Origin of the sequence: Hymenobacter cellulosilyticus (assembly GCF_022919215.1) — a bacterium.
In the GTDB taxonomy this organism is placed as follows: domain Bacteria; phylum Bacteroidota; class Bacteroidia; order Cytophagales; family Hymenobacteraceae; genus Hymenobacter; species Hymenobacter cellulosilyticus.
This window is the reverse complement of record NZ_CP095046.1, coordinates 1,850,146-1,864,626: the sequence shown is the minus strand read 5'-3', so window position 1 is coordinate 1,864,626 and position 14,481 is coordinate 1,850,146. Positions and strand designations below refer to the sequence as shown.

Sequence of the window (14,481 nt, the reverse complement as noted above, 5' to 3'; positions counted from 1 at the left end):
CCACCGCTGGTTCGCAGTTTGCGAATCGCGAATTCTGACCTTCTAGCCCCGTTTTTCAGATGCGTAAGCACAACGGTATGCGGCCCCAGGATGTGGTAGTGCTCCTGCGGATTCTCACATTTTCGACTACCACCTGGCAGGGCAAAGACCTTGCGGCAAGCCTGCTCATCAGCCCCGCCGAAATTTCGGACGCGCTACGCCGCTGCCAGTACGCCCGCCTGCTCCAGGCCGACGGGCGCACCGTACAGCAGCAAGCCCTGCTGTGGTTTTTGCTGCACGGCCTGCCCTATGCCTTTCCGGCCCACCCCCACGACTATGTGCAGGGCCTGCCCACGGCGTGGAGCGCCTTGCCCGAGCTCAGCCGCCTGCGCAGTTCCTCGGAGCCGGCCTACGTGTGGCCCGACCCGGAGGGCCCGGCCTGGGGCTTATCCGTGAGTCCGCTCTACCCCACCACTCCGTCCGCGGCCCGCCTCGATGCCGGCTGGCACGAGTTGTTGGCTCTAGTGGATGTGCTACGCCTGGGGACTTTGCCCCAGCGCGAAGCGGCCTATGAGCTGCTCAGCCAGCGGCTGTTAAGCCACCCGGTACAGTAACCATCAACGACTGTTTGGAGCTGGCCCCAATCAGCTGATGGCCGCATTTTCAAATGCGGCGCGCAGGGCGGCCAGGGAGCGGCCTGCTTCCAGGGGCAGATTCAGCAGACGGGCCACCGCTTCAAAAACCGGCCGGGGCGAGGTAGACTCATGCATAATGCCGCGGTCCAGGGGCTGCTGCTGCGACTTGGACAGCTTGCCGCCATCCGGGCCCGGCAACAGGGAGTGGTGTACCAGGCGGGTCTGCAGAAAAGGGCTGGTGTCGGGCGTGAAGCCGGCCAGCCAGCGTTGAGCCGCCGTGCTGGGCAGCAAATCCACGCCCCGCACGATGAGCGTCACGCCCAGGCGTACGTCGTCCACGATGGAGCCAATCTGGTAAGCCGGCAGCCCGTCCTTTTTGCGCACAACAAAGTCGCCCAGTTCCCGGGACAGCTCCAGGGCCACCGGACCCAGCCACAAATCCGTGAAGCTGACAATGGTTGAAGCTCCCACGTGGGCCCGCCAGGCCGATTCCGGCGCTTCAAAATCCAGGTTTTGGGGCTGGCAGCTGCCGGAGTAAATCCCGCCGTTGGCCTGACTCTGAATCTGGGTGCGGGAGCAGCGGCAGGCGTACAGCAGCCCCGGCTTTTGGCGCAGCGCCTGCAGCAAGGCCTCGTACTCGGCCAGGTGATGCAGCTGGGAAAAGTTGCGCTCAAAGTCCTCGGGGCCGCTGGGGCCGTGGTCGTAGTCGATGCCGAGCCAGTCGATGGTGCGGAAGATATTTTCCAGGTAGGCGGGCCGCAGCCGGGCCCGGTCCAGGTCGTCGATGCGCAGGTGCAGCACCCCGTAGACCCGGCGCACAATTAGCCAGGTAAGCAGGAAGTTAACGGCATTTCCCAAGTGTAAATACCCGCTGGGCGTGGGAGCCAGGCGCGACACAACGGGGGCAGAATACGGCATAATGAAAACGAGCGGGGCTTACGGCTTTAGGCCGGAGAAAAATGGTTAAAGTATATTTTATTAGATATTTTATATAGAATAACAGAGCCCGATTAAACGCGAAATACGCTTCCCGGTTTAACCGGCCTAACGCCTGAGCTATGAAATACGTTTTACTGTTGGTACTGCTGCTGCCGCTGTGGGCCACGACGCCCGCCGGGGCTCAGCAGCTGTACTTTCCGCCCGCAACGGGCACTACCTGGGCCACCGTGTCGCCCCAGAGCCTGGGCTGGTGCTCACCGGCTCAGGATTCACTACTGGCTTTTTTGGGGCGTAAGAATACGAAGTCCTTTCTGATTCTCAAAGACGGCCGCCTGGCGCTGGAGCAGTATTTTGGCACCTACACCCAGGACTCGGTCTGGTACTGGGCCTCGGCGGGCAAGTCGCTCACGGCGGTGCTGGTGGGCCTAGCTCAGCAGGAAAGCATCCTGAGCCTGGAGGATTCGGTTTCGCGCCACCTTGGCCGGGGCTGGACCACGGCTCCCGCTGCCAAAGAGCGGATGATTCGCCTGCGTCACCAGCTTAGCATGACCACCGGCCTCGACGATACGCCGCCCCTGCCCTGTGATAATGAAAGCTCCACGGCGGCCTGCCTGCGCTACCGCACCGACGCGGGAACCCGCTGGGCCTACCACACCGGAGCTTACCGCCTGCTGCAGGACGAAATAGCCCGGGCCAGTGGCCAAACCATTAATCAATACACCAACCAGCGCCTGGCCAGCCGCATTGGTATGGGCGGAGCGTGGCGCAACTACGTGTACTACAGCCGGGCCCGCGACATGGCCCGGTTTGGGCTGCTCGTGCTGGCCCGCGGCAACTGGAACGGCACCGTTCTGCTGCGCGACACGGCTTATTTCCGCCGCATGACCACCCCCTCCCAGACTTATAACCGCGCGTACGGTTACCTCTGGTGGCTCAACGGGCAAACCAGTTATATGCTGCCCCAGAGCCAGTTCACCTTTAGCGGGCCGCTGGTGCCCACGGCCCCGCCCGACATGTTGGCCGCGTTGGGCAAAAACGACCAGAAAATCTACGTGGTGCCCAGCCTGGGCCTGGTGGTAGTGCGCCAGGGGCAGTCGGCCGAAGCTCCCAAGCTGGCTGTGTCGTCGTTCGACACGGAGCTGTGGCGCTACATTATGAACCTCTACTGCCAGCCGTTAGCTACTACATTAGCTCGGCTCAGAACCCGGGTGGAACTGTACCCCAACCCGGCCACTCAGGAGCTACGGGTGCAGCCCGGTATGATGGTAGCAACGGGCCAGCAGCTTCGGTGCCTGGATAGGCTGGGGCGCGAAGTCAGTCGGCAGCCGCTGCCGGCCTCGGGCCTCACGCTCCCGGTTGCGGCCTGGCCGGCGGGTTTGTACGTGGTGCAGGTGCTCAACGAACAGGGAGCAGTGCTCAGCTCCCAGCGCATGTTTAAGCAGTAGCTGCTCTAACCGGCTGTTACTAGTCGGCCGCCGGTGTTTTGCGGGCTGCTTTGCGGCTTTTGCTCTGGTTAATTACCGCCCGGTTCTGGATTCCCCAGGCCTGAATGGCTTGAATAACGGGCTCCAACGACTGTCCGCACTCCGTCAGGCTGTATTCCACCGTGGGCGGCACGGTGGCAAAAGCTTGCCGGCTCACAATGCCGTGGGCTTCGAGCAGCTTGAGCTCCTTGATGAGCATGCGGCTGGTAATGCCCTCCACGTCGCGCTCCAGCACTTTAAAACGCATGGTGCCGTGCCGCAGCAGGCTGTGAATAATGGCAAACTTCCACTTGCCCTCCAGTACGTCAAGGGTTTGCCGGAACGGACAATCCGCAATTATTTTTTCCTGACTTATGGCCATAATCAATTGATTGTCTGCATTAGTTACAGATAGTATATTGATATACCTACATGTAACTACTAGCAAAAGTATAGTGAAAGAGTGAACTTTCGGCCATAATATATGTATGTACATAAGTTAGCTGCCGGCTAATATTTCACCTCCCGACTTCACATCCCCTTTTGTCATGCAAACTGTTCTGCACAAAGCCGAATCCCGCGGCCACGCCAGCCATGGCTGGCTCAACTCCTACCACACTTTCAGCTTCGCCGGCTACTCCAACCCCAGTCGGGTGCACTTCGGCGTGCTGCGCGTGCTCAACGACGACACCGTAGCCGGTGGCATGGGCTTTGGCACCCATCCTCACGACAACATGGAAATCATTTCCATCCCGCTGTCGGGCGACCTGGAGCACAAGGACAACATGGGCAACCACGGCATCATCCGCCGCGGCGACGTGCAGGTGATGAGTGCCGGCACGGGCGTGGCTCACAGCGAGAAAAACCACAATAAAGACCAGGAAGTAAAGTTTCTGCAGATCTGGGTGTTTCCCAACCAGCGCGGCGTAAAGCCCCGCTACGCCCAGCAAAGCTTCCGGGCCGAAGACCGCCACAACCAGTTCCAGCAGGTGATTTCGCCCTCGCCCGACGATGCCGGCGTCTGGATTCACCAGGATGCCTGGTTTAGCCTAGGCGACTTTGACCCCGGTTTCAGCACCGAGTACCAGGTTAAAAAAGCCGGCAACGGGGTGTATGCCTTCGTGCTGGAAGGCGACGTAACCATCAATGGCCAAAAGCTGAATCGCCGCGACGGACTCGGCATCTGGGACACCGACTCGCTCAGCATTCAGGCCAACAGCCAGGCCCAGCTGCTGCTCATGGACGTGCCCATGTCCCTATAAAGCGTTGTTGTCCGTATCTATTTTGCCGTATTCTTGTTAGTGCCCTGAAGCCGCCAAGTTTAGCTTGGCGGCTTCTTTTCCGCTTTTCTTCCTTGTCATGAAAACTGCCACCACCACTTATCCCGTCCACGAGCTGATTCGCAACCGCTGGAGCCCCCGCTCCTTCTCGCCGCAGCCCGTAGCCCCCGAAACATTGGGCCAGCTGTTTGAAGCGGCTTCCTGGGCCGCCAGCGCCATGAATGAGCAGCCCTGGCGCTATATCTACGCCCACCGTGCCGACACGGAAGCTTTCCAAAAAATGGTGGACTGCCTGATGCCCGGCAACCAGCCCTGGGCCAAAAATGCCGCCGTGCTCATTCTGGCCCTGGCCAAAACCCAGTACGACAACGGTACGCCCAACGGGGCCGCCCTCCACGACCTGGGCCTGGCCAACGGCAACCTGATTCTGGAAGCCACGGCCCTGGGCCTGCACGGGCACTTTATGGGCGGCTTCCACCGTGACAAAGTACAGGAAGCCTTTCAGCTGCCCGAGACGCTGCAGCCGGCCGTCATCATTGCCCTGGGTTACCAGGCCGAAGCCGAGCTGCTCGAAGAGCCTTTCCTAAGCCGCGAAAAAGCGCCCCGCCAACGCAAGAGCGTCAGTGAAATTGCCTTTGAGGCCCAACTTCCCAGCTAACAAAAACCGCCATGAATCACCGCATCATCCGGGCCGCCGAGCGGGGCCTTAAGGACATTGGCTGGCTGCAAAGCAACTTCTCGCTGAGCTTTAGCTCCTACTACAACCCCGAGCGGACGGGCTTCGGCCTGCTGCGCGTGTTCAACGACGACTTTGTAAAGCCCGGCAACGGCTTTGGCTTGCACGCCCACGCCAACATGGAAATCATTTCCGTGATGCTGGCCGGCCGCATGAACCACATCGACTCGATGGGCTACCGGGAGGAAGTGGCCACCGACTCGGTGCAGATCATGAGTGCCGGCAGCGGCCTGCGCCACGAGGAGCATAACATCGGCGACGACGAGGTAAATTTCCTGCAGATCTGGATTGAGCCCAAGCTCCAGAATGTGACGCCGCGCTACCAGAAACGCAGCTTTCCGGCCGAGAAGCGCAAAAATCAGCTCACCACCATCGTCAGCAATGAGGAAGGCACGGCCCACGTCTGGATCAACCAGAACGCCAAGCTTTCTTTGGGCTATTACAACGCCGGGCAAACAGTGGACTATGCGCTGAAGCCCCTGAACAAGTGCGTGTTCGTATTCGTGATGGAAGGCAGCCTGACGGTGAACGGCCAGTCAATCGGCCGGCGCGACAGTATCGGGCTATGGGACACCGACCTGGTCAGCATCACGAGTGAAGCCGAAAGCAAGTTCATTATCATCGAAGCGCCTATCAACCACTAGCCATGCCCACGCTCACCGGCCGTAGCGGCGCCGAGCCCTACTTCACGCGCATCACCTCCGACACCGGCCACGAGCTGGTAGCCGACGAGCCGCTCGACAAGGGCGGCCAAAATCAGGGGCTTACGCCCGGTGAGCTGTTGGCGGCCTCGCTCAGCGCCTGCGTCTGCATTACGGTGCGCATGTACGCCCAGCGCAAGCAGTGGCCGTTAGCCAACGTAGAGGCCCAGGTTTCCTTTGACCGCAACGAGCAGCACATGGTAACCCGGCTCGACTGCGTGCTGCAGCTGGCTGGAGAGCTTACCGATGCGCAGCGCCAGCGCCTGCTGCGGGTAGCGGAGCTTTGCCCCATTCACAAAACCCTGGTAAGCGCCATTCCCATCAGCACCCAGCTGGCCTAAGCGCCTGTACGGCGTGCTTCCGAAGCCCCGCCCCGGTCCCGCGACTGGGGCGTTTTTTGTTTGAATCAGCGCTAGGCGCCACCTGCTGAACGGAGCCGACGCGGAGGTGGCAGAAGGGATAAAAAATCGGCGCTCAAACCATTTTTTTTAACCTGCCAGAGCGGAGTTATCGCAAAGCTCAACCGTAGACCAATAGCGGAAATACGAATTCACTGCCCAACCAGTTGAAATCAACTGATAGGACAAATCCTGCAATCTGCTGGCTACTTGGCTTTCTTTATTAAAATTTTAAAATACTTATAATCATAATATTAACCACCTTTTTACCTTCCTTACAGAGGTGTATCCTGGAGGCTAAGCTCTTCGCTAATAAGACGAAAGCTGGAGCAGCAGCCCTTAACCTCGACACTCGTCCAAGCCAGCAGCAGCCCTAGTGTTTAGCTACCGATAGGATACAACATAGATCAGATAGTAACGGGGAGAACAACCTTATCCGGCGGGGTCAGGTATATAGCGACACCACCATAAAGGGTAACCACACTTTCCTCCACTTCTTTCTATTATATGCGACTACATCTTACCACCCCAAAGCCTTGGTGCTGGGGTTAACGCTGCTAGCCTTCGGGCCACGCGACGGACACAGCCAAAACTCCGAAAAGAAAACCGGGCTTAGCCTCTACGGATCCACCCTGCAGTACCACGGCGACCTGGGTTCCGAGTGGTTCAAGAATGACAAGATTGAGTTCGGCGCGGGCCTCAAGCTGGGCCGCTACATCAACCCCGGCCTCGACCTGGGCCTGGACTTGAGCTACGGCGACATGGCTTTCTCAGCCGATCCGCCCAAGAACGCCATCAATGCTTTCAGCGGCTTCCGGGCCAACGTGGTAAACATTGGCATTCCCGTGACGCTGAAGCTGAATAACGGCTGGGCCTTTAAGGAAGACGCCTTCTTCGCGCCTTACCTGAGCCTGGCTCCCGGCATTTTCTTCGCCAGCACCGACCGGTTTAAAATCAACGGTGGCGCACCCGACAACCGCGACCTTTACGCCTTCGACATTCATGGTGCGGCTGGTATTCGCCTGAACTTCTCCTCCAGCGTGTCGGCTTTCGTGCAAACGGGCCAGCACTACATCCTGACCGACCAGGTGGATGGCATTACGCTGAAGGGCAACATCAATGACCGCTACCTACAGCACACGGCCGGTCTGACCTTCAACTTCGGTAAGACTATCGATACCGACGGCGACGGCGTGAGCGACAAGAAAGACAAGTGCCCTGGCACGCCCACCGGCGTGGCCGTGGACGCCAACGGCTGCCCACTTGATGGCGACGGCGACGGTGTTCCGGATTATCAGGACAAGTGCCCCACCGAGAAAGGCCTGGCCGCTCTGGAAGGCTGCCCCGACCGCGACGGTGATGGTGTGCGCGACGGCGATGACGCCTGCCCCGATACCCCCGGCAAAGCCGAGCTCCGCGGCTGCCCCGACGCTGACAATGACGGCGTAATCGACTCGGCCGATAAGTGCCCCGATACCCCAGCTGGCGTGAAAGTAGATGCTGCCGGTTGCCCCATTGATACCGACGGCGACGGTGTTCCGGATTACCAGGACCGCTGCCCACAACGTCCCGGCCCAGCCTCGAACAAAGGCTGCCCAGAAATGAAGGTTGAGGAGAAGAAGAAGCTCCAGGAAGCCACCAAGTACATCCAGTTCGAATTCGATAAGGCGACCCTGAAGCCGATTTCGTTCCCGACCCTGAATGGCCTGGTTGAAATCCTGAATGCTTATCCCGACTACTCGCTGGGTATTTCGGCCCACGCCGATAACAAAGGCGACGACGCTTACAACCTGCGTCTGTCGGATGCCCGTGCCGCCTCGGCCCGCACCTACATGCTCAGCAAGGGTATCCCTGCCGACCGGATTGTGTCGCACGGCTACGGCGAAACCAAGCCGATTGCCGACAACGCTACCGAAGCTGGCCGTGCCATCAACCGCCGCGTAGAGTTCGATGTATACCTGCCCGGTGACCCGAACCCTGCCGAAACGAAGTATGGTCCTGCCCCCGAGATTCCTGCCGCGCCAGTGAAAGCTGCGCCCGTGAAGAAGGCTCCGGTGAAAAAGGCTCCCGTAAAGAAAGCCGCTCCGGCCCGTCGTAAGTAACTCCGGTATCTGCCTTGTGCAGAGTGAGTATCTCAAAGAGGCCAGCTCCCGTAGCTGGCCTCTTTTTTTGTGCCTTATTTTTTGGGTACCCAAAGCCGCTGCCGCAAATAAGGAATTGCACTTTTTACCTTGTTCAGCTTTTGGTGACTAATTCATCAATTGGTAAAATCCACTTCTAAATATTCTGTATTTTTGTAGCATCGGTAAAAACTGGCCTGGTTAGCTGTCTGTCTTATCGTATCTTACACAGCTTTTTTCATTTCTCCTCTGGAACCACCTTCTAGTTCTCTATGAAAATATTGTACTTTTTTAGTGCCGTCATGTTTTGTAGTCGGACTAGCTCGGCTCAGGACGTGACGTACCAGACTCCTCCCAAGTCTATTGCGGCCCTGGCCGACGCGCCCAGCACGCCCCGGGTGAGCGTGTCGTCCAACGGGCAGTGGATGCTGCTGCTTGATAACCAAGACATGCCTACCATTGCCGAATTGTCGCAGCCCGAGTTGCGGATTGGTGGACTGCGCATCAACCCCAAAACCAACGGCCCGAGCCGCATCATTTATACCACCAAGCTTCGCCTTAAGCACCTGCCCGACGGCAAGGAGCTGCTGGTGCAGGGCTTGCCGGCCAAGGCCCGCATTACCGAAGTCACCTGGTCGCCGGACAATACCAAGGTAGCCTTCACGCACACCTCCGACCGGCATGTGGAGCTTTGGCTGCTGGACGTGGCCTCGGCCTCGGCCCGCCTGATGCCCAACCTGTTTTTGAACAGCGTATTCGGCAAGTCCTACGAGTGGGTATCGGACAGCCAGACGCTGCTGGCCCGCGCCATTGTGGGCGGCCGGGGCGATACGCCAATTCTGAGCCCCGTTCCCATGGGTCCGACGGTGCAGGAAAACATCGGCAAAAAGGCTCCTGCCCGCACCTACCAGGACTTGCTGAAAAACCCGACCGATGAGAAGCTGTTCGAGTTTTATGCCACGGCCCAGGTAGTGAAAGTAAGCGTGACGGGCCGCATGCAGCCGCTGGGCCAGCCCGGCATCGTGCAGCAGGCTTCGCCCTCGCCCAATGGCCGCTACGCGCTGGTTAAGTACCGGCACCGCCCCTATTCCTACACGCTGCCCTACACCGATTTTCCGCTGCAGGTGGATATCCTGAGCATGGAAGGCCTGGTGGTGAAAACCATGGCCGACCTGCCCCTGGCCGACAACGTGCCCAGCAGCTTCGACGCGGTGCCTACTGGCCAGCGTGGCCACAACTGGCGGGCCGACGTGCCTTCGACCCTATACTGGGTAGAAGCCCAGGACGGCGGCGACCCAAAAACGGCGGCTCCGGTGCGCGACAAAATCTTCACCCTGGCCGCTCCTTTCGAGAATGAGCCCCAGGAGCTGGCGGCACTGCCCCTGCGTTTTCGTGACGTACTCTGGGGCAATGCTAACGTGGCCCTGGTAGAAGGCTACCGCTGGGCCGACCGCAAGGAAATGACCTGGACGCTGAACCCGACCACCAAAGCCGCCCCGGTAGTGCTGTTCGACCGGTCGTCGCAGGATACCTACACGGCCCCGGGCACGCCCTACACCGTGCGCAACCTGACCGGCAATGAAGTGCTGGCCACCGATACTAAGGGCGAAACGCTCTATTTTATCGGCAACGGCGCCTCGCCGGAAGGCGACCGGCCCTTCGTGGACGAGCTGGATGTAGCCTCCAAGAAAGCAACCCGCTGGTGGCGCTCCGAAGCCCCGTTTTACGAAGTGCCCGTCACCATTCTGGATTTGAACAAGCGCCTGCTCGTAACGCGGCGCGAGTCGCAGCAGGAAGCGCCCAACTACTTCCTGCGGGAGGTAAAAAGCGCCAAGCTGACCCCGCTTACCAAGTTTACCAACCCCTACGTGGCCGTGGGCAACCTGACCAAGCAGGTGCTCAAGTATAAGCGTGCCGACGGCGTGGACCTCACGGCCAACCTCTATCTACCCTACGGCTACAAGAAGGAGGACGGCCCGCTGCCCACGCTGATGGAGGCTTACCCCGTTGAGTTTAAGAACAAGGCCAACGCCGGACAGGTGAAAGGTTCGCCCTACGCCTTTACCCGCCTGAGCTGGGGCTCGCCTATTTACTGGGTTACCCAGGGCTACGCAGTTCTGCAGGGCACCAGCATTCCGATTGTGGGCGAAGGCTCAAAGGAACCCAACGATACCTACGTGGAGCAGCTGACGGCCAGCGCCAAGGCCGCCATTGACGAAGGAGTGCGCCTGGGCGTGGTAGACCGGAAGCGGGTGGCCGTAATGGGCCATTCCTACGGTGCCTTTATGACAGCCAACCTGCTGGCCCACACCGACCTGTTTAAGGCGGGCATTGCCCGCAGCGGCGCCTACAACCGCACCCTGACGCCCTTCGGCTTTCAGGCCGAGGAGCGCACCTACTGGGAAGCCCCGGAGGTGTACAATACGATGTCGCCTTTCACGCACGCCGACAAGATCAAGACGCCGCTGCTGCTGATTCACGGCGAGGCCGACAACAACTCGGGCACGTTCCCGCTGCAGAGTGAGCGGTTTTACAACGCCCTGAAGGGCCACGGCGCTACGGTACGCTACGTGGTGCTGCCCTTCGAGGCCCACGGCTACGCGGCCCGGGAATCCATCATGCACACGCTCTGGGAAATGAACACCTGGCTTGACAAGTACGTGAAGCAGCCCGCCGCTGCCGAAGCTCCCGCCACGCCCGAGCAAAGTGCCGTTGGTGCCAAAACGGAAGGCAACTAGTTTCTTCTCTATTTATAAAAAAGCCCCGCTTTGTGAAGAGCGGGGCTTTTTTGTGTAAACGAACTGCCTTAGCCGTGACGAGGTCCGAGGCAGTAGTCGCGCATTTGCAGCCCGTTGCGGATGGCCGAGGTATCGATGTCGTTGTTGAAGTAGATATAGGCCTGCTTTACCTGCGGCTCCTGCTTTATTCGTTCGGCCAGCTGCACCAGTTCTTGTTCCGAGTAGGGCGACTTATACAGCTCCGGAATGCCGTGCAGCCGATAATACAGGGTTGGGGCATTGGCAATGACATCGGTGGGCAGCAGCGGATGACTCTGCCCACAGAAGCTGATGTTGCGGCGGGCCAGCTCCTGAAACACGTGCCCCTCCCACCAGCTTGGGTGCCGGAACTCGATGACGTTGGTAAAGGCCGGGTCCAGGCTTTCGACGATTTTGTGCAGGCGCTCCTCGGAATAAGCCGTGCGGGGCGGCAGCTGAAACAACACCGGACCCAGCTTTTCGCGCAGCCCTTCCTGCATGGTGCCGTAAAAGTCGGCCAGCAACTGGGCGCAGTCGTTGAACTGCTTGTAGTGGGTAATCAGGCGGGGCGCCTTGGTGGCAAACACAAACTCCGGCGGGCTGATGTTGTACCAGTTCTCCACGAAGGAAAGCTGGGGAAACCGGTAGAAGGTCACGTTCAGTTCCAAGGTGTTGAAATGCTGGCTGTAGAACTCGAACCAGCGGCGCTGAGGCAACTTTTCGGGGTAAAAGGAGCCGCGCCAGTGCCGGTAGTGAAAGCCCGAGCAGCCAATAAACCAGGAATCCATAGGCAGGAGGATGGGGTAGAAAAGTCTGGATTCTATACGCGGTTTACCGGGCTTCAGCCAACCGCAACCTTATCCGTAGGCGTTGCGTTTTAAGCGCATAGTTCTATTGCATCACCTTTAAATTCAAACGTCATGAAAACGTTCAAGATATATCTGGTCATGTTGCTGGCCTTTTTCATGCTGAGCACCACCGTCAATTCGGCTCAGGCGCAGGACGCTCCCAAAAAGGGCTGGAGCAAAAAGGCTAAAGGTGCTGCCATTGGTGGCGGGGCCGGGGTAGTCGGCGGGGCCATAGTAGGCGGCACGAAGGGCGCCATAATTGGTGGCGTAGCCGGGGCCGCCGCCGGTGGCTTGATTGGCCGTAAGAAAGACAAGAAAAAAGACCCGGTGCGTCACGCCGAGTATACGCGCAAAGACTAACCCAGCCTAGCGCATTGCATCGTAGCAAAAGAGCCCGCAGCACAAGCCGCGGGCTCTTTTTATGTCCTACTAAAGGACTTTCGAAAAGAACTGGCAATACATCAATCCCTGCTACTGCTTGGTAAAGCGGTGGTATACCACGCCGCTACCTTGCCCAATAGCTACCAGATACACCCCGGCCGGCCAGCCAGCAATATTAATTTCCACACTGCCCGGCGTAGCACTCCGCAGCGTGGCCGGACGGTGCCGACCCAGCATATTCGTCACCCGAACCTGGGCCAGGTCAAGCGGCTGGGTACTTTGCAGGGTCACTACTTCCCGGGCCGGATTGGGATATACCTGCACCGCTGCAGTAGAAGCAGCGCCGGCTGCTGTGGAAAGCGGGGTGCTGAACTGGCTTAAGCGGTAGCGACGCAAAAACCGCCATATTTCCCGGCTGGCGTTTATGTCGCGGTTGGTTACGCCGATGGTAACCGCCGCGCCCGGCCAGGTGTGCCCCCGTCGATGATTTTGTAATGCTCGACTACGCTGCCGTTGCGGCCCCCGCTGTACACGTAGCGCTCTGCCGTGCTGCCATCGGTAGTGTTGGTATTAGGCACCGCCGTTACGACGGGGGTGGTGGAGCAGCCATTAAAGCGCACCCAGTAGTCGACGACGGCTGGAATGGGGGTAAACAGGATGTTGCCGTTGTAGGGCACGGTGTTGTCGGCCGTGCCGTGAATTTCGATGACGGGTACCGGATGCTGGGGCGTGCACGCGCCAAGACGGCTACGCACGATGCTGCCGGTTACGGAGCCGATGGCGGCCACGCGGTTGCTAAGCTTACAGGCCAACTCGTAGCTCATAAAGCCCCCGTTGCTCATGCCGGTGCTGTATACGCGGTCCGCATCAATGCTGTAGCGGGCCTGCAGGCTGGTGAGCAGGTCAGAGAGAAAGGCTACATCATCGACTCCCCGGAACTGGGGCCACGAAGGTGTTCCAGAACCGGCTGCCGTTGGCGTCGGTGGTGCCGTTGGGGTGCACGATGAGTAAGTTAGCCGTGTCGGCAATAGGCCGGAAGTCGCCGTAAAACTCCTGTTCCAAGTTGCTGGAGCCATAGCCGTGCAGGTTGAAAAGCAAAGGCACGGGTTTGCTGGCAGAATAGCTGGCGGGTATGTACAGCCGGTAGTCGCGGGTGATGCCCCCGCTGACGATGCTACCCGTTACGGTGGTCTGGGCCTGGGCCGCGGCGGACAATGTGCACATTAAAGCGGCAGTGTATAGCAGTTTTTTCATTAGAATACAGCAGGTTACAGGAGTAAAAGAAGGCATTGCGCAGCTCGACAGAGCCGGTGGGGACTGGCGATTACTCTTTACGGCTATTCCCCGGCCATCAGTTGCTGCATCTTTTTGGCGTCGCCCACGCCTACCCCGCCGATGCCGTTGTTGAAGAACAGATAGACCTGCTCAAGCTTCGGAATAGCGGCAATTTCGGCCGCTATGCGCTGCAAAAATTCCACGCTGTACTCCGACTTATACAGCTCCGGCACCCCGTGAAACCGGTAGTAGAACAAGTTGGTGGTAGCCAAGGCCTCATCGGGCAGGGGTAGCGGGTGGCTCTGGCTGACAAAGGAAATCTTCTGCCGGCTCAACTCCTGAAACACCTCCCCTTCCCACCAGCTCGGGTGCCGAAACTCCACCACGTTTTCGAAGCTGGGGTCGAGGTTATCGACCAGGCGCTGAAACAGCTCCTCGGTGTACGCGGCTTTGGGCGGCAATTGAAACAGCACCGGCCCGAGCTTGTCCTGCAGCCCTTCCCGAATGGTGGCGTAGAACTCGGCCAGAACGGGTTCAGCTTCGGCGTTGAACGTCTTGTAGTGCGTCACCTGCCGCGGGGCCTTCACGGCAAACCGGAAGTCGGGCGGACTCTGCTGGTAAAGCTTCTCGAAGAACGACAGTTCCGGCATGCGGTAGAAGGTTACGTTCAGCTCCAGGGTGTTGAAGTGGGTGCAGTAGAACTCAAACCACTTGCGCGGGGGCACGTCGGGCGGGTAAAACACGCCTTTCCAGTCACGGAAAGAGAAGCCGGAGCAGCCGATGTAAGTAGCGGGCATAAGCAGAAGTTGGGTGAAAATGGCTTTTACGCAAGCCCAGGCTATTTTACCGTTTGGCGGTACGTCTGCAGCACCCCGGCACACGGGTAGCGGGAGTAGCAATCCGTCTTACATTTGCTGACCTAGTAGGCTACCTATGTAGCTGGGCGGCCAGCAGTATTTTCTCACTCTCT

16 protein-coding genes are annotated in these 14,481 nt (G+C 59.2%); 9 read left to right on the top strand and 7 right to left on the bottom strand.

What is annotated here, in order from left to right; translation table 11 throughout:
* Nucleotides 1-59 precede the first annotated feature (59 nt).
* Nucleotides 60-593 (top strand): hypothetical protein, encoded by a 534-nt coding sequence (locus MUN79_RS09290; protein ID WP_244677403.1) that lies wholly within the window; start codon nucleotides 60-62, stop codon nucleotides 591-593.
* Nucleotides 594-623: 30 nt separating this feature from the next.
* Here MUN79_RS09290 and MUN79_RS09285 read toward each other — a convergent pair whose 3' ends face one another.
* Nucleotides 624-1,532 (bottom strand): glutamate--tRNA ligase family protein, encoded by a 909-nt coding sequence (locus tag MUN79_RS09285; protein ID WP_244677402.1) that lies wholly within the window; start codon nucleotides 1,530-1,532, stop codon nucleotides 624-626.
* Nucleotides 1,533-1,672: 140 nt separating this feature from the next.
* Here MUN79_RS09285 and MUN79_RS09280 point away from each other — a divergent pair, with 140 nt between their 5' ends.
* Nucleotides 1,673-2,998, top strand: a complete 1,326-nt coding sequence (locus tag MUN79_RS09280) for a serine hydrolase (protein ID WP_244677401.1) — start codon at nucleotides 1,673-1,675, stop codon at nucleotides 2,996-2,998.
* 19 nt (nucleotides 2,999-3,017) lie between these two features.
* On the opposite strand, the gene MUN79_RS09275 is transcribed toward MUN79_RS09280, so the two are convergent.
* Nucleotides 3,018-3,398: a winged helix-turn-helix transcriptional regulator gene (locus MUN79_RS09275; RefSeq protein WP_244677400.1), complete on the bottom strand. Its 381-nt coding sequence runs from the start codon at nucleotides 3,396-3,398 to the stop codon at nucleotides 3,018-3,020.
* Between the two features lie 166 nt (nucleotides 3,399-3,564).
* Here MUN79_RS09275 and MUN79_RS09270 point away from each other — a divergent pair, with 166 nt between their 5' ends.
* The 6 genes from MUN79_RS09270 (at nucleotide 3,565) to MUN79_RS09240 (ending at nucleotide 10,989) form a co-directional block, all read left to right on the top strand.
* Nucleotides 3,565-4,278 (top strand): pirin family protein, encoded by a 714-nt coding sequence (locus MUN79_RS09270; protein WP_244677399.1) that lies wholly within the window; start codon nucleotides 3,565-3,567, stop codon nucleotides 4,276-4,278.
* A 97-nt stretch (nucleotides 4,279-4,375) separates the two neighbouring features.
* The gene (locus tag MUN79_RS09265) at nucleotides 4,376-4,954 is read left to right on the top strand and encodes a nitroreductase family protein (protein ID WP_244677398.1); all 579 of its coding nucleotides are present in this window, start codon (nucleotides 4,376-4,378) and stop codon (nucleotides 4,952-4,954) included.
* A gap of 11 nt (nucleotides 4,955-4,965) precedes the next feature.
* Nucleotides 4,966-5,676: a pirin family protein gene (locus tag MUN79_RS09260; protein ID WP_244677397.1), complete on the top strand. Its 711-nt coding sequence runs from the start codon at nucleotides 4,966-4,968 to the stop codon at nucleotides 5,674-5,676.
* A gap of 2 nt (nucleotides 5,677-5,678) precedes the next feature.
* Nucleotides 5,679-6,074, top strand: coding sequence for an OsmC family protein (locus MUN79_RS09255; RefSeq protein WP_244677396.1), 396 nt, complete (start codon nucleotides 5,679-5,681; stop codon nucleotides 6,072-6,074).
* A gap of 596 nt (nucleotides 6,075-6,670) precedes the next feature.
* The gene (locus MUN79_RS30815; protein WP_311136766.1) at nucleotides 6,671-8,233 is read left to right on the top strand and encodes an OmpA family protein; all 1,563 of its coding nucleotides are present in this window, start codon (nucleotides 6,671-6,673) and stop codon (nucleotides 8,231-8,233) included.
* Between the two features lie 320 nt (nucleotides 8,234-8,553).
* Nucleotides 8,554-10,989 carry an alpha/beta hydrolase family protein gene (locus MUN79_RS09240; protein ID WP_244677395.1) on the top strand — a complete coding sequence of 812 codons (2,436 nt, stop codon included), beginning with the start codon at nucleotides 8,554-8,556 and terminating at the stop codon, nucleotides 10,987-10,989.
* Between the two features lie 68 nt (nucleotides 10,990-11,057).
* On the opposite strand, the gene MUN79_RS09235 is transcribed toward MUN79_RS09240, so the two are convergent.
* Complete coding sequence (locus tag MUN79_RS09235) at nucleotides 11,058-11,795, bottom strand: DUF72 domain-containing protein (RefSeq protein WP_244677394.1); 738 nt, start codon at nucleotides 11,793-11,795, stop codon at nucleotides 11,058-11,060.
* Between the two features lie 132 nt (nucleotides 11,796-11,927).
* On the opposite strand from MUN79_RS09235, the gene MUN79_RS09230 reads away from it, so the two are divergent.
* Entirely contained in the window at nucleotides 11,928-12,215 is a 288-nt protein-coding gene (locus tag MUN79_RS09230) for a YMGG-like glycine zipper-containing protein (RefSeq protein ID WP_244677393.1), read from the top strand.
* A gap of 111 nt (nucleotides 12,216-12,326) precedes the next feature.
* Here MUN79_RS09230 and MUN79_RS09225 read toward each other — a convergent pair whose 3' ends face one another.
* The 4 genes from MUN79_RS09225 to MUN79_RS09210 all read right to left on the bottom strand — a co-directional run bounded on the left by MUN79_RS09225 (nucleotide 12,327) and on the right by MUN79_RS09210 (nucleotide 14,308).
* Nucleotides 12,327-12,632, bottom strand: coding sequence for a T9SS type A sorting domain-containing protein (locus MUN79_RS09225; protein WP_244677392.1), 306 nt, complete (start codon nucleotides 12,630-12,632; stop codon nucleotides 12,327-12,329).
* A gap of 41 nt (nucleotides 12,633-12,673) precedes the next feature.
* Nucleotides 12,674-13,264, bottom strand: coding sequence for a CE1 family esterase (locus tag MUN79_RS09220; RefSeq protein ID WP_262923017.1), 591 nt, complete (start codon nucleotides 13,262-13,264; stop codon nucleotides 12,674-12,676).
* Nucleotides 13,158-13,490: an alpha/beta hydrolase family protein gene (locus MUN79_RS09215; protein ID WP_244677390.1), complete on the bottom strand. Its 333-nt coding sequence runs from the start codon at nucleotides 13,488-13,490 to the stop codon at nucleotides 13,158-13,160. Before MUN79_RS09215 ends, MUN79_RS09220 begins: the two co-directional genes overlap by 107 nt.
* 83 nt (nucleotides 13,491-13,573) lie before the next feature.
* Nucleotides 13,574-14,308 (bottom strand): DUF72 domain-containing protein, encoded by a 735-nt coding sequence (locus MUN79_RS09210; protein WP_244677389.1) that lies wholly within the window; start codon nucleotides 14,306-14,308, stop codon nucleotides 13,574-13,576.
* Nucleotides 14,309-14,481: the final 173 nt, after the last annotated feature.